Origin of the sequence: Planococcus daihaiensis, from assembly GCF_049262615.1 — a bacterium.
GTDB lineage: Bacteria > Bacillota > Bacilli > Bacillales_A > Planococcaceae > Planococcus.
Genome location: NZ_CP175504.1, coordinates 1,479,434 through 1,493,980, shown reverse-complemented (window position 1 = coordinate 1,493,980; position 14,547 = coordinate 1,479,434). Strand labels below are relative to the sequence as shown.

The following is a 14,547-nucleotide window of genomic DNA, read 5'->3' as shown; positions in this document are numbered from 1 at the left end:
AGACCATTTACTATAAAATTAAGAATTAGCACCCCAATTCGCAAGGGTTCCAAAAACCTGTTTCGCGGATCGGCGGTGCTATTTATGTGGAAAGCTTGATATGACGACAAAGAAAAGGCCGCTAATTCAGATGCGAATTAACGGTCTAATTGATGCTTTAATTTGTGTTTTGTATTACTGAACCGAACGGTTTACAAGTGAATGGCTTCGGCTTTAGTGTGGTATTGTCAGCGTCATGTCGCAATTATTTCCCGGGAAATATCCCGTTATCCATCAAAATCTATTTCATTTTCTCAAATTCCTGCACCATTTGGTTATAATTCATGGCGCCATATGCGATAAAGCTGATCTTTCCATCTGCATCAATCAGGTACGACGTAGGGTAAGCCTTCACGTTATAGGCAGAAGAAAGTTCGCCTTCTGGGTCCATCAGAATGGGGAAAGTCAAACCGGTTTCTTCTACAAATGACGCTACGCCTTCTTCGCTCTTTTCAGTATCCGTCAAATTGACGGCCAGCACTTCGATATCCATATTGCCGTAAAGCTTCTCCATATCGGGCATTTCAGCGCGGCAGGGCGGACACCACGTTGCCCAGAAATTGACGAAGACCGGCTTGCCGCGGAAATCCGACAGCGATGCCTCTTCACCTTTCAGTGTCTGAAGCGTGAAATCTGGCGCGGTTTTGCCCACCGCAAGCCCGGTGTCAGTTGCTTCTTCGGAGACGGCTGACGTTGTGGCATCTTGTTGCTGATCACCTGAATTGTTGCCCGCAAATGTGAAATCATAAATGGCCCATGCCAGCATGGCGCCGATAATGGTGAAGAATAATGCCTTTTTCATTGAAATGCCTCCAGAAAATTAATTTGATTTGGTGTGTGGTTCGCCTTGCGGGTCTTTGATGAGTAAACCGAAACATGCGGCAAGCAGCAAAGCAAGAAACCACGGTTCCATGATATAACCGAACAGGGTAAGATACGGGAGCATGAAACTGATGGCAAAAAATCCGGCAGCGCCAGCGCCAAGCACGATGCTGATTTGGTTCTGCGGGCTGACTCGGCCCTGCAAAGAATGGAACAATGCCAATAAAACGCCGAAGACTGCGAGATAGTGTAACGAAAACGGATTGTCGCGCCACGCAAGCTGGATAAATTCATAAAAGAATGAGGCAGTCAAAAACACCTGCAAAAATGAATGGGCCAGTAATCCACCGGCTATCTTTTTTTGTCGCGTTTTATAAAATAGCAGTCCGCCAGTAAACAGGGTCGCCAGGTAAAAAGCTTCCGAATTGCTCGGGTAAGCGAGAACGGCCAGCGGATCCTGGACAAATAACGGCAGGTTCAGCAGGATTTTCGCCAGCCACAAGAACAGCACGAAGTTGATGAGCTGTGAGATGATTTCACCAATTTGCTCCTTCCGCTGCTTTTTGGCCAGCGGACTCATGAAGTAAAAAGCCGCAAAAGCGAGTACAAAGCTGATTGAAATAATGGAAATGATGGTTAATTTGCTGATGATTGCCATAGGAAACCTCCGGGAAAATTCTATCTAGCATATACTATACAGGGTATCCGTGAAAAAATAATGCTTCCTGCTTTAAAACTATGTCTTCCTGTCTGGAATAAGTACCAATACAAGTGAGCGGGAAATATTGTCAGACTATTACGGCTTCTGCTATAGTGGGGGTGAGGGCAGTATCCCTACGGAACTGCACCGGCATTACAAATGCACGGCAAAAAATACATTCTGCCTTGATCAATCAATGACAGGGACGGAGGAAACCAGTTGATGAAAATCCTGTCCTTCTGTCCGATTCTGGAACAGAAGGCTTTTTAGATCCGGTTTTTTCCCTGAAAAGGAGAGAAAAATATGAAGAACACAGCGACATTGATGAAAATGAAAAAAGAAGGCGAGAAAATTGCCATGCTGACGGCTTACGATTATCCGTCAGCGAAACTGGCGGAAGAAGCGGGCATGGATGTGATCCTTGTCGGCGATTCCCTGGGGATGGTCGTACTCGGCTATGACTCGACGGTGAACGTGACGGTCGAAGACATGATCCATCACGGCAAAGCAGCACGGCGCGGCGCAAAGGATACGTTCCTGGTAGTCGACATGCCGTTTGCTTCATTCCACGGTGCCATCGACCGCACATTGCAAACAGCTGTCCGCATTTTTCAGGAAACAGGAGCGGAAGCGCTGAAGCTCGAAGGCGCGGATGAAGTCGTGGACGTCACCCGATTGTTGACGCGCACGGGAATTCCTGTCGTGGCACATCTCGGGTTATTGCCACAGACGGCCGGCGTGCTTGGCGGCTTTAAAGTTCAGGGCAAGACAGCAGATGCTGCAAAAAAACTGATTGAAGATGCCAAAGCCTGCGAAGCGGCCGGCGCATTTATGCTGGTGCTGGAATGCATCCCGTACCAATTGGCGAAAGAAGTGACGGAAGCGGTATCGATTCCGGTCATTGGCATCGGAGCCGGCAGCGAAACAGACGGGCAGGTGCTCGTTTACCACGACACCGTCAAATACGGCTCGCATCATCTGCCGAAGTTCGTGCGTTCTTATGCGGAAGCCGGGGAAGTCATGAAAAATGGTTTGAGCGCGTATGTCGATGAAGTGAAATCCGGCGCATTCCCGGCCGAAGAACACCGCTTCACGATGAAAGAAGATGAGCTCCAGCAATTATATGGCGGCAAATCCTGAGGACAATAAAAGCCGGATCCCATTCAGTTATGGGATTCGGCTTTTTACTTTCTATTCAGCTGATTGATTCCAGCGGCTCCAACGCATGCAACGAGGCGGACAGGCGCTCGGCAAAATCCCGCGGGCTTTCAGTCGTCTCCAGGTGCAGGCATACAATATTCGGGTTTGTTTCACAGCGCTGTTTGAAATTGACCGGCAGCGGGAGAGCATAGCTTGCCCAGGCAGCTGTAAAGGGTGAAAGTTCTTCGGGAAGAAGAAGGATTTCGGCTTTATTCACGGCAATTCCATTATTCTTAAAATTCCGGAACGAAATATCCAGTTCCAGTATGCAGGAAAAATCTTTTTGGTCTGTATGGATAGTAAGGCGTCTTTTCTTTTTCAGCAGACAGCCGTTTTGTGTCAGTTCAATTTCCGCATCCAGCAATGCGGCAACTTCGTTTGCCATAGCTTCCAATTGTGTCATGTTGTCCGCTCCTTTCCGGTTCTAAACTTATATAAAGTCACTAAAAAAACGCCCAAAAGAATCCAATGATCCTTTTCGGCGTTGCATCAGCACAAAGGTCTGAGTCATCCTATCCGAAGTTTGCGGTTGCAAAAAATGCGTATGAGAGATGGTATTTGCACATTAGAAACGCTAGCTGTTTTCCAGGCTACTCTATCTATAGCCAGTTTTATCGGTTAATTAAACATGAAAAGGAAAATTGGTTCTATTCTCATGGAGCAGTTGATCTTTCGAATAGCTTAGAAAATTCGTAAAAGCCGATTCCATCAAGCGGGGAATCGACTTTTTTCTTCGGAACACCTATTCTGCCTGTGGCTCATCCATTTGGCCCTCTTCTTCGGTCCGGACGACAAGGACGTCGCATTTCGCGAAGCGCACGATGCTCTGAGAAATGCTGCCCATTATAATCCTTTCCGCGCCAGTCAGGCCTGTAGCTCCGCAGACGATGAGATCGGCGCCGGTTTCTTCAGCAAGCTCTCCGGGAATCATTTGTTTTGGGACACCGTATTTGACAAATGTATTGACCTGCTCGACACCGGCATTTTCTGCTTCTTTCTTGTACTTTTCCAGCAATTCCCTTGCGGTCAAATGCGCTCTTTTCGCACTTTGTTTGTCATAGGCCTCTACCATGCCGAAAGAGCGGTTATCGACAATATTGGCCAAGTTCAACACCGCGTGATTCCGCAGCGCGATGCCAACAGATTTTTTGTAGGCCCATGCCGCCTGTTTTGAGCCGTCAACTGCCACCAGTATATGAGAGTACTTTAGAGTCATCCAATCTCCTCCTTAAATCTCTAGTCTATAAGTCAATTCTCTATTTAAGTTGTAACTTCCTGCATTCATTGGTAAATATTTATCTGTAAAATAAAATTCGATCTTCATTTTAATAAGAGAAAAATCTTGGATTTTCAATTAAATAAACGGTTATTATGGTATTCTTGAATTAACATAATTTTGGAAGGTGGGGACTGGATTGAATGGACAACACACGGAAATCGACATGAAAGAAGCCTTGCAGAATCTTGAAACAATCCGCCACACCAGAAAAAAATACGAGAAAGGCAGCCATCTGTTTCGGGAAGGGGATCCGATCAGAGGGATTTACCTGTTGAAATCCGGTAAAGTCCAGATTGGCAAAGTGACGCCGGAAGGCAGGGAGCTGACGCTGAAGCTTTGCGGAACGGGGCAGCTGGTCGGAGAAATCACTGTGTTTTCAGGACCTTCGCAATACCGGCTGGATGCCAAAGCGATTGAAGAGACCGAATGCCTCAAGATAACGATTGAAGATCTTGAAGAAGCGTTGCAGCGGGACCAGAATCTGGCAGTTTCCTTCATGCGGTGGACGGGCATTGATCAGCAGAAAACCCAGACGAAATTCCGTGACCTTCTTCTGCATGGGAAAAAAGGTGCGCTTTACTCGACACTGATCCGGCTGAGCAACAGTTACGGGGAGACGCATGCAGATGGGGTGCTGATTGATATGGTGCTGACCAATCAGGAGTTGGCCAATTTCTGCGGTATGACGCGCGAAGTGGTGAACCGCATGCTGAGTGATTTGAAAAGGGACGCAATCATTTCGATGAGGGATGGAAAAATCATCATCCACCAGATTCCACGGCTGAAAGATGAAATCAGTTGTGAAGAATGTCCGGTTTATTTATGCAAGATCGATTAAAGGGAGCTGATCCGGAGACGGAGGAGGCTTCTTTTTTTTTTGTCCGAAATTTGACACCTGCGCTAAAAAATTGCCCAAGTGTGATAATTGTCACAGTGCCTTGGAGCAGAAAAGCATAAGCTGACATTATAGAATGAATCACGTAAGAGGTGAAATAGATGAGCAAAAAAAATGAGCATGATGAATTGGATTTGCGGGGGACATTTGCGAGTGTAATGGTCGTCGGTATCATCATCGTCGTGATGTGGGTTGTTGTGTACATGTTGTATTTGAGCAGATAGAGACAGAGGGGAGAAAATAGAAATGCATTTGCATAAATTTGAAAAGATTTGGCTGGTTTTTGGAATTATATCTTTAATTGTATTCTTAAGCATTGTTGGCGTTACCGCATTTTCGCAAGACCATCACCCGTCAGGCGGGATGGAGACGATTGACCCGAAAAAAGTTGATGAAACAGCTCCTTTTGATAACCCGGGCGTGACGCAAATTGATGAAGATACGTATCAGGTGGCGGTTGTCGCCAGTGCTTTCAGTTATGCGCCACTGGAAATCAGAGTGCCTGCAGGAAAAGAAATCATTTTTAAAGTGACCAGCAAAGATGTGGTCCACAGTTTCACCATCGACGACACGAAGGTGAACATGATGGTTGTTCCCGGACAAATTACGACACGTGCTTATACTTTCGAAAAGCCCGGCAATTATTTGATTCTCTGCAATGAATACTGTGGAACGGGCCATCATTTTATGTTTACAGAAATTGAGGTGTACTAAGCATGATCGCTCTACAAGATCGCAAATTGGCATTATGGTATATCGGTGTTGCATACATAGCTTTTCTGATCGGAACCCTGATGGGCTTGCTGCAGGTTTTCATCCGCAACGACAAACTCGAATTGCCGGCATGGCTTGATTATTATCAAATTTTAACAGCACACGGTGTGCTGCTCGCACTTATTTATACAACTTTCTTCATCTTCGCATTCTTTGTCACCGGCATGAGCAAGAGCCTTGGCACATTCGGACCGAAAGTAAGACTCGTGTCCTGGATCGGTTTTTGGGTCACATTGATCGGAACGGTCATGGCCACTGTCATGATCGTCATCGGCGAAGCATCCGTTCTTTACACATTTTATGCGCCGCTAATGGCAAGTGGCTGGTATTACGTCGGTCTGGCTCTATTCGTAGTCGGCACGTGGATCTCAAGTTTCGCCTTGATCGGCCACTACCGCGTATGGCGTAAGAACAATAAAGGCGAGTTAAGTCCCTTATTCGCGTTCATGACCATCACGACAATCATCATGTGGCTGATCGCCTGTCTTGGCGTCGTAGCAACCGTCTTATTCCAGTTCATTCCCTGGGCATTCGGCTGGACTGATACCATTAACGTCGAGCTTAGCCGCTCACTGTTTTGGTTTTTCGGCCATCCACTTGTTTATTTCTGGCTGCTGCCGGCGTATATCGCCTGGTACGTTATCGTACCCAAAATTCTTGGCGTCAAAGTTTTCAGTGACTCGCTGGCACGTCTCGCATTTGTTTTGTTCATCCTGTTCTCGATTCCGGTCGGTTTCCACCACCAGTTAACAGAACCGGGCATCTCGAATTTCTGGAAATTCCTGCAGGTCGTGTTAACGTTTATGGTAATCATTCCGTCACTCATGACCGCCTTCACGATGTTCGCGAACTTTGAAATTTCTGGACGCAAAAAAGGTGCAACCGGCTTGTTCGGCTGGTTTAAAAAATTGCCTTGGAGAGATGTCCGCTTCACTTCCATCTTCATCGCAATGGCATTCTTTATTCCCGGCGGAGCCGGCGGTATCATCAACGCGAGTTTCCAGTTGAATGAAGTCGTCCATAACACGCTGTGGATTGTCGGACATTTCCACATCACGGTCGGTACGCCGGTCGCGATGACATTCATGGGGCTGACTTTCTGGCTCATCCCGTATTTGACGGGACGTAAATTCACAAAATCCTTGCAGAAACTGGCATTCGTCCAAATCATCACCTGGTCAATCGGTATGGTGCTCATGTCGACTTCCCAGCACATTCTCGGCCTCCTCGGAGCACCGCGCCGGACGGCATATTCCAATTACAATAACCATCCGAGCGCAATGGAATGGTTCGACGGCATTCTGACAAGCCACGCAACCATGGCTGTTGGGGGCAGCATCCTATTCGTGTCCGCGATGATTCTGATTTACATCGTTGTCATGTCGATGTTCATTTCACCGAAAGCCTTGAAAGTGGAAGACCAGGTCGAATTCCCGATGGCCGAAAGCGACAAAACGAACACACCGAAGTGGCTTGAAAACTGGTGGATCTGGATCGGCATCGCTTTCGCTCTGATCATCATCGCCTATGCGATTCCGCTTTCCTCCATGATTATGCACGCGCCACCTGGTTCAGAAGGATTCAAAACTTGGTAGGAGTTGAATAATTATGTTCACAATGGTCATTTCCATGATGCTGATCTTCATCCTGTTCACAGCCATCCTGATTGAAACAAGTGTTTCAGACGAGGAATAAAGAGAAACTCATATCCCTGAAAAAAGGCTTCGCATCCGCGAAGCTTTTTTCATGTTATCTTTCACCCAAAACAAAAAGAGCAGACACCCAAGGGTGCCTGCTCTTTTATAATTAGTTGATGTAACCTAGCGGGTTGACTGCGTTCGAGCGGGCACCGTTCCAAGATCCAACATGGATTTCGAAGTGTAGGTGAGGACCGGTTGAACGGCCAGTGCTTCCCATTGCGCCAATATAGCCACCTTGTTCGACGAAGCTGCCTTGGCTTGTGCCGACAGAGTTCATGTGGGCATAAGCAGTTGCAAATTGTTTGCCGTTAATGGAATGTGTCATGATGACTACATTTCCGTAGCCGCCCATAAATCCGGCAAATGTTACGTAACCGGCTGCTGATGCTTTGATTGGTGTACCAGTTGAGTTGGCAATGTCGAGACCAAGATGGTCTTCAGCACCGGCACCAATATCACGTCTACCGAAGTTCGATGACATACGGCCGCTTGCAGGGCGGATAAATCCTGAGCTGCTTACTGCTGGAGCTGCTGCAACTGGTGCAGGAGCACTAACTTTTTCTTTTGCGGCTGCTGCCCGTTTAGATGCTGCTTCGCGTTCTTCAGCTGCACGGCGTTCAGCTGCGTTTCGGGCTTTTGCTTTTTCAGCTGCCGCGCGTTCCGCAGCCGCTTTTTCTTCGGCTGCACGAACTGCCGCACGTTCAGCTGCTGCTGCTTTTTCCTCAGCCGCTGCTTTTTCAGCTGCTGCCTTCTCGGCTGCAAGTTTGCGTTGGCGTTCTTCTTCCGCTTTACGCGCCAATTCTGCAAGACGTTCTTGTTCAGTAGAAATTTGTTGCTCCAATTCTTCGCTCAATTCAAGTACTGTATCGTGTTCTTCATGTAAATGTTCTTTTTCGCTTTCAAGGCGTGTTTGCTCTTCTTTCAAATCTTCAGCAAGGACACCTTGTTCTTTTTTCTGGCCATCAAGGTCTGATTTCAAACCTTTCAGTTCGGCGTTGCGTGCTTCCTGCTCCGCCAATTTAGTCTCGACAGAAGCTTTTTGCTCTGCCAGTAATTCTTTATCTTCAGCCTGTTCACGCATGATTTCGCGGTCGGCATCGATCAATGTGCTGACTGCTGAGAAACGGTCGATGAAATCAATAAAGCTGCTGGCGCCAAGAAGGACATCTATGTAGTCAACAGATCCGCCACTCTTTTGAATCGCGCGTGCACGGTCTTGAAGCAATTCAGTGCGTTCTTCAATTTTGATTTTCAATTCTTCGATTGAATTCTTCAATTCTTCGATGTCACTTTTTGTTTCGTCGATATCAGCCTGGACACTGTTAATTTTGCCTTCAGTTTCCTTGACTTTATTGTTCAATTCCTCGATTTTCCCAAGAATTGTTTCCAATGTAGATTTTGTTACTTTGATTTCTTTGTCTTTTTCGATGATACCCGAGTTCAATTCGTTCTTTTTTTCTTCAGCTTCCTGCTGTTGCTCTTCGAGTTTGTTTAATGTATTGGCAGTGGCGTTATTAGTTGGCAATAAAATTGAGATAGCTAGTAAAGATGAAACACCAGACAATATCCATTTCGATTTCAAGTTATTTTCCCCTTTCGAATATATAATCTCTTTATATCGTGAATCTATATACTGTCAAATAGTTTTGTTAGATAAGATTTTGTTACCTTATTATTGCAGCACGTTCATTATAACAGCTCTAAACCTTTTTTATGTTACAGTTGTATATCATTTTTGGCGTAATAATAATAGATTTAAGGGGTCTAAAGTTACAGTTTTGAGTCCTCGTGAAATGAAAACGATAAAGGCTGTGACGTATGTCGCCCTTCTCGTTAAAACTTATCGAAATGGAATGAAAAATGAGAAAAATGCAGGAGCTTAAAAGGATTTTCAATTTTTCGATGAATCATCCCAAATCAATATTAAAATTCAGGGTGAAAAAAAGCTGAAAGAAAAGCTAGATTTTTCATCAAATCAACTGTTTTCATATAAATGACCACAGGTATATACTCCTGCCTTTGACGAGAGTAAAACAGGCACAATAATTGGCTGGGACAGTTATATATAAATAAGAAAACGCTGGAGTTAAACTTATGGGAGGATAATGATTCTGAGATGTTATTCGGAGGGAGTCTATATTTTCTCAGGCTACCGGATTAGAGTGTGTGTCATGGCGGCGCCCATCGTGTTATAATGCAATATAGTTATGGAGTGATGGAAATGGCAAAAGAAAAGAAAAAAAGCGGCACGGGCCAGGGAACTGGCAAAAAGGGCTGGAATCGCTGGAAAGCGGGATCCAATAAGGCCAAAAGTTTTAAGCCGTACACAAGTAAAAACAACAAAAAATCAGTCGACAATAAATCAGGTGAAAAAACTAGTCCTGAAGAACCCGGCTGGATTGATGGATAATTGAAGAAATGGAAAACGCTGTCCTGAAAAGGATGGCTTTTTTTATTTCTCTTTTTGTACCGGAATGTCCTGCTTTTGGGCTGAAAAATATTTGCTTATATGGTAATCGGAAGGAATAATGTGGGTATAAGGGAATGTATGAGGGGATGATAACGGTGGGAAAACACGTTTACCGCGATAGCAGTTTACCGGAAGTCAGGGGGCAGCTTTTGGAAAGAGCAAGAAAAGACCTGGAGCGGGATCCGGATGTGCTGGCCATTTATCTTGCTGGTTCGCTTGCCAAAGGAAATGCAGACAACTTCTCTGATATAGATCTCCACACCATTGTAAAAAAGGAAAAGTTACCATCTTTTATTGCCGCGAAAAAAGAACGTGCGCGAAAATGGGGCGACGTATTGTTCTTTGAAGGCACCGCCTCGTCGCCTGTCATTGTCAGCCATTTCGATAGTTTCGTAAAAGTGGATTCCTGGTATCATAGCGCCGAAGGGATCGAACCTTCGATTTGGCTGCAAGAAATGAAGGTCCTTTATGATCCGAATGACATTCTGAAAAGGGTCAAGCAGACTTCTGAACGGTTGCAATACAAAGTTGCGGCAGGAGAAGTGGATTTCTGGCGCATGAAAATGCTGGCGTTTATCCACGAAACTTACCGGGCTGCCATGAGAGGAGAAGCGTATTACGCCCTCGCCAATCTCGACAGCGCGCGCTGGCTCATGGCATCCGGCTGGTATATGGAAATGGAACAGCATCTCGACAGCCCATATCAGGTATGGTCGAAAGTCGAAGGCAGCAGAAGCCGCCTTAACGCGGAACAGCTGCAATTGCTGGCGCATTGGGAAGCGGGCCGCGACACAAGCAGCATACTGGAAGCGCTCGAGAGCATTTCAACCCAATTCGTCTTGCTCAATAAAAAATTAAGCAAGCGGGTTGGAATAGAGGATTGCGGTGAAATGGTAAGCAAGGCGCTCGGCATGGTGTTGTAACGGGTTCAGCTGTTCTATGGAAGAGACTATTTTCGGCAGTAGTTAATTTTCACGAGGAAAGTAAGCCGAAACCTTTTGAAACCACCATTGAAAGAAGGTTTATAATATGGAATCAACTTTTGAAATTATGCGTATTCTCCTGCCTCTTGTAATAGTGGGGGCAATTGCCGTGTTTGTCGTCAAAAGACTTAAGCATAAATCTAAAGAAGGCACATTGGGCAAGAAAAAATCAACAGAAGCTCAAACTATTTTGGATAGCCTGATTCCCCTGGGAATGGTCTTTGGAAGTGCCTTGGCTCCAGTTTTCAGCATTATCTTCCAGGTGTCGCTTTCATACGCGATTATTTTCGGCGCGGGGATAGGTTTGTTATTTGGCTATTTTGCATATGAATTTTACAGCAAAAAAAGGGGGAACGAGTCATGAAGAGGTAATTGCCTTTGGAAGCTAAGTGGAGTTTGTAATCTTTATTCATGAGCAGACAGTTTGTCGATTCTTAATGAGGGAGAGATGGGATTCATGGAATTAGGTCTAAAACAGGATGAAGTAAAGCTAATGGAGTTCACACTGGAGTGGAAAGAAGAATTTATTCGCGTGAAAAATGAACTTGTTGAAAACACAGCTCTTGATGAAAATCGCATTGAACATATCGGCAGTACCGCGATAGAGGGGATGAGTGCGAAGCCGGTCCTGGACATAGTCGTGGGAGTGGATGACTTGGGTCAGGTGGATAATGCTTTACTTCAGGCGTTTCAAAAAACAGGTTTTTTACGGCTGAAAGTGGAGCGGCCAGAGGAGATCGTATTGGCGAAATTTACGGACGACACTTACAAAGAAAAGACGCATTTTATCCATTTGGTTGAGTATCAGGAAGAGCTATGGAATAACCTGATTTTCTTCAGAGATTATTTGAACAGGGATGAAGCAGCAAGAACGCAATATGTGGAGATCAAATTGGCGTATTTAAAAACCTCCTCGACAGGCATAAAGGAATACACGGATTTTAAAGAAGCTTTTGTGAAAGAAATCATGCAAAAGAGAGAGGATCAATTTAAATAAAAACGGCCGGTTCTCGACAATTTTAGAAAAGGCAGAGCGGAGGAGTGTGCGCCATGAAAAGAACCTTGGTGATCAGTGATATCCACGGAGAGCTGAAACTTTTTGACGAGCTGCTGCAGCAGGCACAATACAATCCCGATCAAGACCAGTTGATCTTACTGGGGGATTATGTGGACCGTGGCCTGGAGTCGAAGGATGTTTTGGACCGGGTAATTGAATTGAAGGATCGCGGCGCCATCGTGTTAAGTGGCAATCATGACGCGATGATGGTGGCCGCTGTAGCCGATGAAAGGGATGCGCGGGAGAGATGGGAGAGGAACGGGGCACTTCCCACTCTGCAAAGCTATGATTCCTCTATAACAGATATGGAGTTTCCAACTACAGAAACGTTTCGGGAGCATGTCGCCTTTTTAAGGGACCTGGATTTTTATCATGAAACAGCTGACTATATTTTTGTGCATGCGGGAGTTCGGCCGGGTATGCCGGTTGAAAAAACAGATCCCCATACATTGGTGTGGATTCGGGACGAATTTTACGAAGCGTATGATGGCGAAAAAACTGTGGTGTTTGGCCATACGCCGACATTCTTGCTGCGGGGATCGTCGAGCAATAACGACATTTACTTTGGAGCCAATCGTGTTATCGGGATTGACGGAGGCGCAGCATATGGCGGGCAGCTGAACTGTCTGGAGTTGCCGAGCCGGAAGAGCTATTTCGTGCAAAAAAATTGAAAGTTGGATGAATGGGTAGGTGAAGAATGAGGTGTTTTCTCAATCATAAACTGCTGAGTGATCATAGAACTCCGAAAACCGCTCATAGAACCCCGGCGCCATTGATAGTGAACCTGTCGAGCGCAAGCGGGGCATGGGTTTCTTATGAATCGCGGATATTCATGGGGAAATATGTATGTTACAACCGGAAATAACACTGGGAGGTGGTTGAATGAGCAGAAACGTTAAAACTTTAATCGGTATCATACTTGGTGCCATTATTGGCGGTATAATAATAAGCCTATACTCTGAAGATGACTCCTCCATACTCCCGAATGTAATCCCGATCATTGTGGGAGGCGTTATTGGGTTCTTTATTATTAGTTATATACAGACTCAAGTAAAAAAGGCGAAAGAAGAATAGCCGTATAAAATCCCTCTAAGGATGAACTTAGAGGGATTTTTTATTGTTCTGAACAACACATGTCTGGAATATTCGCCTGAAACTCAAAAGATTTAATATTCAGATTATTTATTTGAATTAAGAAGGCAATTCTCTTATGATGAAAGGACATCGAGATGTGAAAATCCAGAGATTGAACCATCAATCCGAGTGGAGGAGGCATCACATTCATGACCAAGATTGGGATCATTACAGGAAGCACGCGGCCGGGGCGCAAAAGTTTGCAGGTGGCGGAGTGGGTCAAAGGCATTGCGGACAAACGGGGAGACGCTGAATACGAAATCGTCGATCTGGTTGAATTCAATCTGCCGTTGTATGCGGAGCCGGTGTCTGCTGCATACGGCCAGGACTACCAGACGCCAGAAGCGCATCCGTGGTCGGAAAAAATAGCCGAATTGGACGGCTTTGTTTTTATCTGTCCGGAATATAACCGCGGCGTGACATCAGCGCTGAAGAACGCGATCGATTATCTGTATTTCGAATGGAACAATAAGGCAGCGGGCATCGTCAGCTACGGCACTGCAGGTGGAGTCCGTTCAACGGAAGCCCTCCGGATTATCATGGCCGAATTGCAAGTCGCCACTGTGCGGGCGCACACGGCTATGTCAATATTCACGGATTTCGCGAAAACGGGTGAATTCCAACCGGCCGCGTTCCATGAAAAAACGGTTAATACAATGCTGGACCAGCTCAATGCCTGGGCCAACGCCCTTCAACCGCTGCGCAAAAATTGAAAAGTTGGAGGAACAATAGAAAAAAGGCTGCCGAGGGGGTTCTCGACAGCCCGGAAGAAGAAACTTCGCATGAAGTTTCTTCTTCTTTTTTGAACTTTATAAAGAAAATTGTCCATACTCTTTTTGGGCATTACGACCAAAAGCATTTAAATTCCTGAGGAGACACAACATCGATCTCCATTGTATCCAACAGTTCGCAAATATAGTAAAAAGCTTGAAGGTTTTTAATCCGAAGCCCTTTTTCTTTATGGACGTCCAGGTAAACAATGGTCTCTTCCTCAGAACCAAGGGAGCGGGCAGCAGTATAGAAAGGAATGTTCGGTTTTTGAAGATTTTTTTGGTCGGAAAGGGTGAATTTTGAAAGCTGGAAAACATCTGTTACCACGTAATTGCCTTCCATCGTACAAATGAGAACCATGTCGAATGCTTTGAAAATATTCAACGTTTCTTCTTTCGTCATTAACATGCTTTCGATAGTTTTACTGACAAAAGTCTGAAGCTCTATTAAATCCGAATCTGAAATTGAAGATTTTCTTTTTATCAAGAACATCTAAAACACCTCCAGTAGTTAAAGAAAAGTATTTGAAATTTGAAGTATTTGCAAAAATGAATTTAAAAGTAAAAAGTCCTATATGGAATAAAAAATAAAAGAGTATTCATTTATGGGATTTTAACCATTTCTATTAAAAATATTTCTGGAAATCAATTAAATAAAGTGTTTATCTTATTTAATGGGGAAATTTGAAACTAAAGTTCCTTTATAAATATTTTCATAATAGAT

The 14,547-nt window shown here is 45.1% G+C and carries 17 protein-coding genes and 1 pseudogene; 12 read left to right on the top strand and 6 right to left on the bottom strand.

The genetic code is table 11. The annotated features are described in order from the left end of the window. Positions 1–280: 280 nt before the first annotated feature. Both DHX103_RS07115 and DHX103_RS07110 read right to left on the bottom strand, forming a co-directional pair. Positions 281–841: a TlpA family protein disulfide reductase gene (locus DHX103_RS07115; RefSeq protein ID WP_422124577.1), complete on the bottom strand. Its 561-nt coding sequence runs from the start codon at positions 839–841 to the stop codon at positions 281–283. 18 nt (positions 842–859) lie between these two features. After that, positions 860–1,519, bottom strand: coding sequence for a hypothetical protein (locus tag DHX103_RS07110; protein ID WP_422124576.1), 660 nt, complete (start codon positions 1,517–1,519; stop codon positions 860–862). A gap of 345 nt (positions 1,520–1,864) precedes the next feature. Between DHX103_RS07110 and panB the strand changes: the two genes are divergently transcribed. Beyond that, positions 1,865–2,701: a 3-methyl-2-oxobutanoate hydroxymethyltransferase gene (panB, locus tag DHX103_RS07105; RefSeq protein WP_422124575.1), complete on the top strand. Its 837-nt coding sequence runs from the start codon at positions 1,865–1,867 to the stop codon at positions 2,699–2,701. 55 nt (positions 2,702–2,756) lie between these two features. Here panB and DHX103_RS07100 read toward each other — a convergent pair whose 3' ends face one another. Further along, positions 2,757–3,164 (bottom strand): DUF1259 domain-containing protein, encoded by a 408-nt coding sequence (locus DHX103_RS07100; RefSeq protein ID WP_422124574.1) that lies wholly within the window; start codon positions 3,162–3,164, stop codon positions 2,757–2,759. 339 nt (positions 3,165–3,503) lie between these two features. Continuing rightward, a complete protein-coding gene (locus tag DHX103_RS07095) occupies positions 3,504–3,977 on the bottom strand; it encodes a universal stress protein (protein WP_422124573.1) in 474 nt (157 codons plus the stop codon). Positions 3,978–4,203: 226 nt separating this feature from the next. On the opposite strand from DHX103_RS07095, the gene DHX103_RS07090 reads away from it, so the two are divergent. From DHX103_RS07090 to DHX103_RS07075, 4 genes are all read left to right on the top strand, one after another. Then, the gene (locus DHX103_RS07090) at positions 4,204–4,878 is read left to right on the top strand and encodes a Crp/Fnr family transcriptional regulator (protein WP_422124736.1); all 675 of its coding nucleotides are present in this window, start codon (positions 4,204–4,206) and stop codon (positions 4,876–4,878) included. Positions 4,879–5,036: 158 nt separating this feature from the next. Next, on the top strand, positions 5,037–5,159 hold the full coding sequence (locus DHX103_RS07085) for a cytochrome C oxidase subunit II (RefSeq protein ID WP_422124572.1): 123 nt from the start codon (positions 5,037–5,039) through the stop codon (positions 5,157–5,159). A 22-nt stretch (positions 5,160–5,181) separates the two neighbouring features. Further along, complete coding sequence (locus DHX103_RS07080) at positions 5,182–5,649, top strand: cytochrome c oxidase subunit II (RefSeq protein WP_422124571.1); 468 nt, start codon at positions 5,182–5,184, stop codon at positions 5,647–5,649. A 2-nt stretch (positions 5,650–5,651) separates the two neighbouring features. Continuing rightward, entirely contained in the window at positions 5,652–7,304 is a 1,653-nt protein-coding gene (locus DHX103_RS07075) for a b(o/a)3-type cytochrome-c oxidase subunit 1 (protein WP_422124570.1), read from the top strand. Positions 7,305–7,515: 211 nt separating this feature from the next. Here the strand turns inward: DHX103_RS07075 and DHX103_RS07070 are convergent, their stop codons facing one another. Next, on the bottom strand, positions 7,516–8,991 hold the full coding sequence (locus tag DHX103_RS07070) for a murein hydrolase activator EnvC family protein (RefSeq protein WP_422124569.1): 1,476 nt from the start codon (positions 8,989–8,991) through the stop codon (positions 7,516–7,518). A gap of 633 nt (positions 8,992–9,624) precedes the next feature. Between DHX103_RS07070 and DHX103_RS07065 the strand changes: the two are divergent. The 7 genes and pseudogenes from DHX103_RS07065 to DHX103_RS07035 all read left to right on the top strand — a co-directional run. After that, positions 9,625–9,756: pseudogene (locus DHX103_RS07065) on the top strand (DUF3934 family protein); the annotation flags it as partial. 272 nt (positions 9,757–10,028) lie between these two features. Continuing rightward, on the top strand, positions 10,029–10,802 hold the full coding sequence (locus tag DHX103_RS07060) for an aminoglycoside 6-adenylyltransferase (protein ID WP_422124568.1): 774 nt from the start codon (positions 10,029–10,031) through the stop codon (positions 10,800–10,802). Positions 10,803–10,908: 106 nt separating this feature from the next. After that, entirely contained in the window at positions 10,909–11,226 is a 318-nt protein-coding gene (locus DHX103_RS07055; protein ID WP_422124567.1) for a hypothetical protein, read from the top strand. A 93-nt stretch (positions 11,227–11,319) separates the two neighbouring features. After that, complete coding sequence (locus tag DHX103_RS07050; RefSeq protein ID WP_422124566.1) at positions 11,320–11,859, top strand: GrpB family protein; 540 nt, start codon at positions 11,320–11,322, stop codon at positions 11,857–11,859. 53 nt (positions 11,860–11,912) lie between these two features. Then, complete coding sequence (locus tag DHX103_RS07045) at positions 11,913–12,590, top strand: metallophosphoesterase family protein (RefSeq protein WP_422124565.1); 678 nt, start codon at positions 11,913–11,915, stop codon at positions 12,588–12,590. Between the two features lie 211 nt (positions 12,591–12,801). After that, positions 12,802–12,993, top strand: a complete 192-nt coding sequence (locus DHX103_RS07040; RefSeq protein ID WP_422124564.1) for a hypothetical protein — start codon at positions 12,802–12,804, stop codon at positions 12,991–12,993. Positions 12,994–13,202: 209 nt separating this feature from the next. Then, positions 13,203–13,766 (top strand): NADPH-dependent FMN reductase, encoded by a 564-nt coding sequence (locus DHX103_RS07035; protein ID WP_422124563.1) that lies wholly within the window; start codon positions 13,203–13,205, stop codon positions 13,764–13,766. A 130-nt stretch (positions 13,767–13,896) separates the two neighbouring features. Here DHX103_RS07035 and DHX103_RS07030 read toward each other — a convergent pair whose 3' ends face one another. Further along, positions 13,897–14,316 carry a hypothetical protein gene (locus tag DHX103_RS07030; RefSeq protein WP_422124562.1) on the bottom strand — a complete coding sequence of 140 codons (420 nt, stop codon included), beginning with the start codon at positions 14,314–14,316 and terminating at the stop codon, positions 13,897–13,899. Positions 14,317–14,547: the final 231 nt, after the last annotated feature.

Excerpts from the sequence above, each read along its gene's own strand:
- DHX103_RS07115 (WP_422124577.1), bottom strand. The coding sequence starts at position 841 with ATGAAAAAGGCATTATTCTTCACCATTATCGGCGCCATGCTGGCATGG.
- DHX103_RS07110 (WP_422124576.1), bottom strand. The coding sequence starts at position 1,519 with ATGGCAATCATCAGCAAATTAACCATCATTTCCATTATTTCAATCAGC.
- panB (WP_422124575.1), top strand. The coding sequence starts at position 1,865 with ATGAAGAACACAGCGACATTGATGAAAATGAAAAAAGAAGGCGAGAAA.
- DHX103_RS07100 (WP_422124574.1), bottom strand. The coding sequence starts at position 3,164 with ATGACACAATTGGAAGCTATGGCAAACGAAGTTGCCGCATTGCTGGAT.
- DHX103_RS07095 (WP_422124573.1), bottom strand. The coding sequence starts at position 3,977 with ATGACTCTAAAGTACTCTCATATACTGGTGGCAGTTGACGGCTCAAAA.
- DHX103_RS07090 (WP_422124736.1), top strand. The coding sequence starts at position 4,204 with ATGAAAGAAGCCTTGCAGAATCTTGAAACAATCCGCCACACCAGAAAA.
- DHX103_RS07085 (WP_422124572.1), top strand. The coding sequence starts at position 5,037 with ATGAGCAAAAAAAATGAGCATGATGAATTGGATTTGCGGGGGACATTT.
- DHX103_RS07080 (WP_422124571.1), top strand. The coding sequence starts at position 5,182 with ATGCATTTGCATAAATTTGAAAAGATTTGGCTGGTTTTTGGAATTATA.
- DHX103_RS07075 (WP_422124570.1), top strand. The coding sequence starts at position 5,652 with ATGATCGCTCTACAAGATCGCAAATTGGCATTATGGTATATCGGTGTT.
- DHX103_RS07055 (WP_422124567.1), top strand. The coding sequence starts at position 10,909 with ATGGAATCAACTTTTGAAATTATGCGTATTCTCCTGCCTCTTGTAATA.
- DHX103_RS07050 (WP_422124566.1), top strand. The coding sequence starts at position 11,320 with ATGGAATTAGGTCTAAAACAGGATGAAGTAAAGCTAATGGAGTTCACA.
- DHX103_RS07045 (WP_422124565.1), top strand. The coding sequence starts at position 11,913 with ATGAAAAGAACCTTGGTGATCAGTGATATCCACGGAGAGCTGAAACTT.
- DHX103_RS07040 (WP_422124564.1), top strand. The coding sequence starts at position 12,802 with ATGAGCAGAAACGTTAAAACTTTAATCGGTATCATACTTGGTGCCATT.
- DHX103_RS07035 (WP_422124563.1), top strand. The coding sequence starts at position 13,203 with ATGACCAAGATTGGGATCATTACAGGAAGCACGCGGCCGGGGCGCAAA.
- DHX103_RS07030 (WP_422124562.1), bottom strand. The coding sequence starts at position 14,316 with ATGTTCTTGATAAAAAGAAAATCTTCAATTTCAGATTCGGATTTAATA.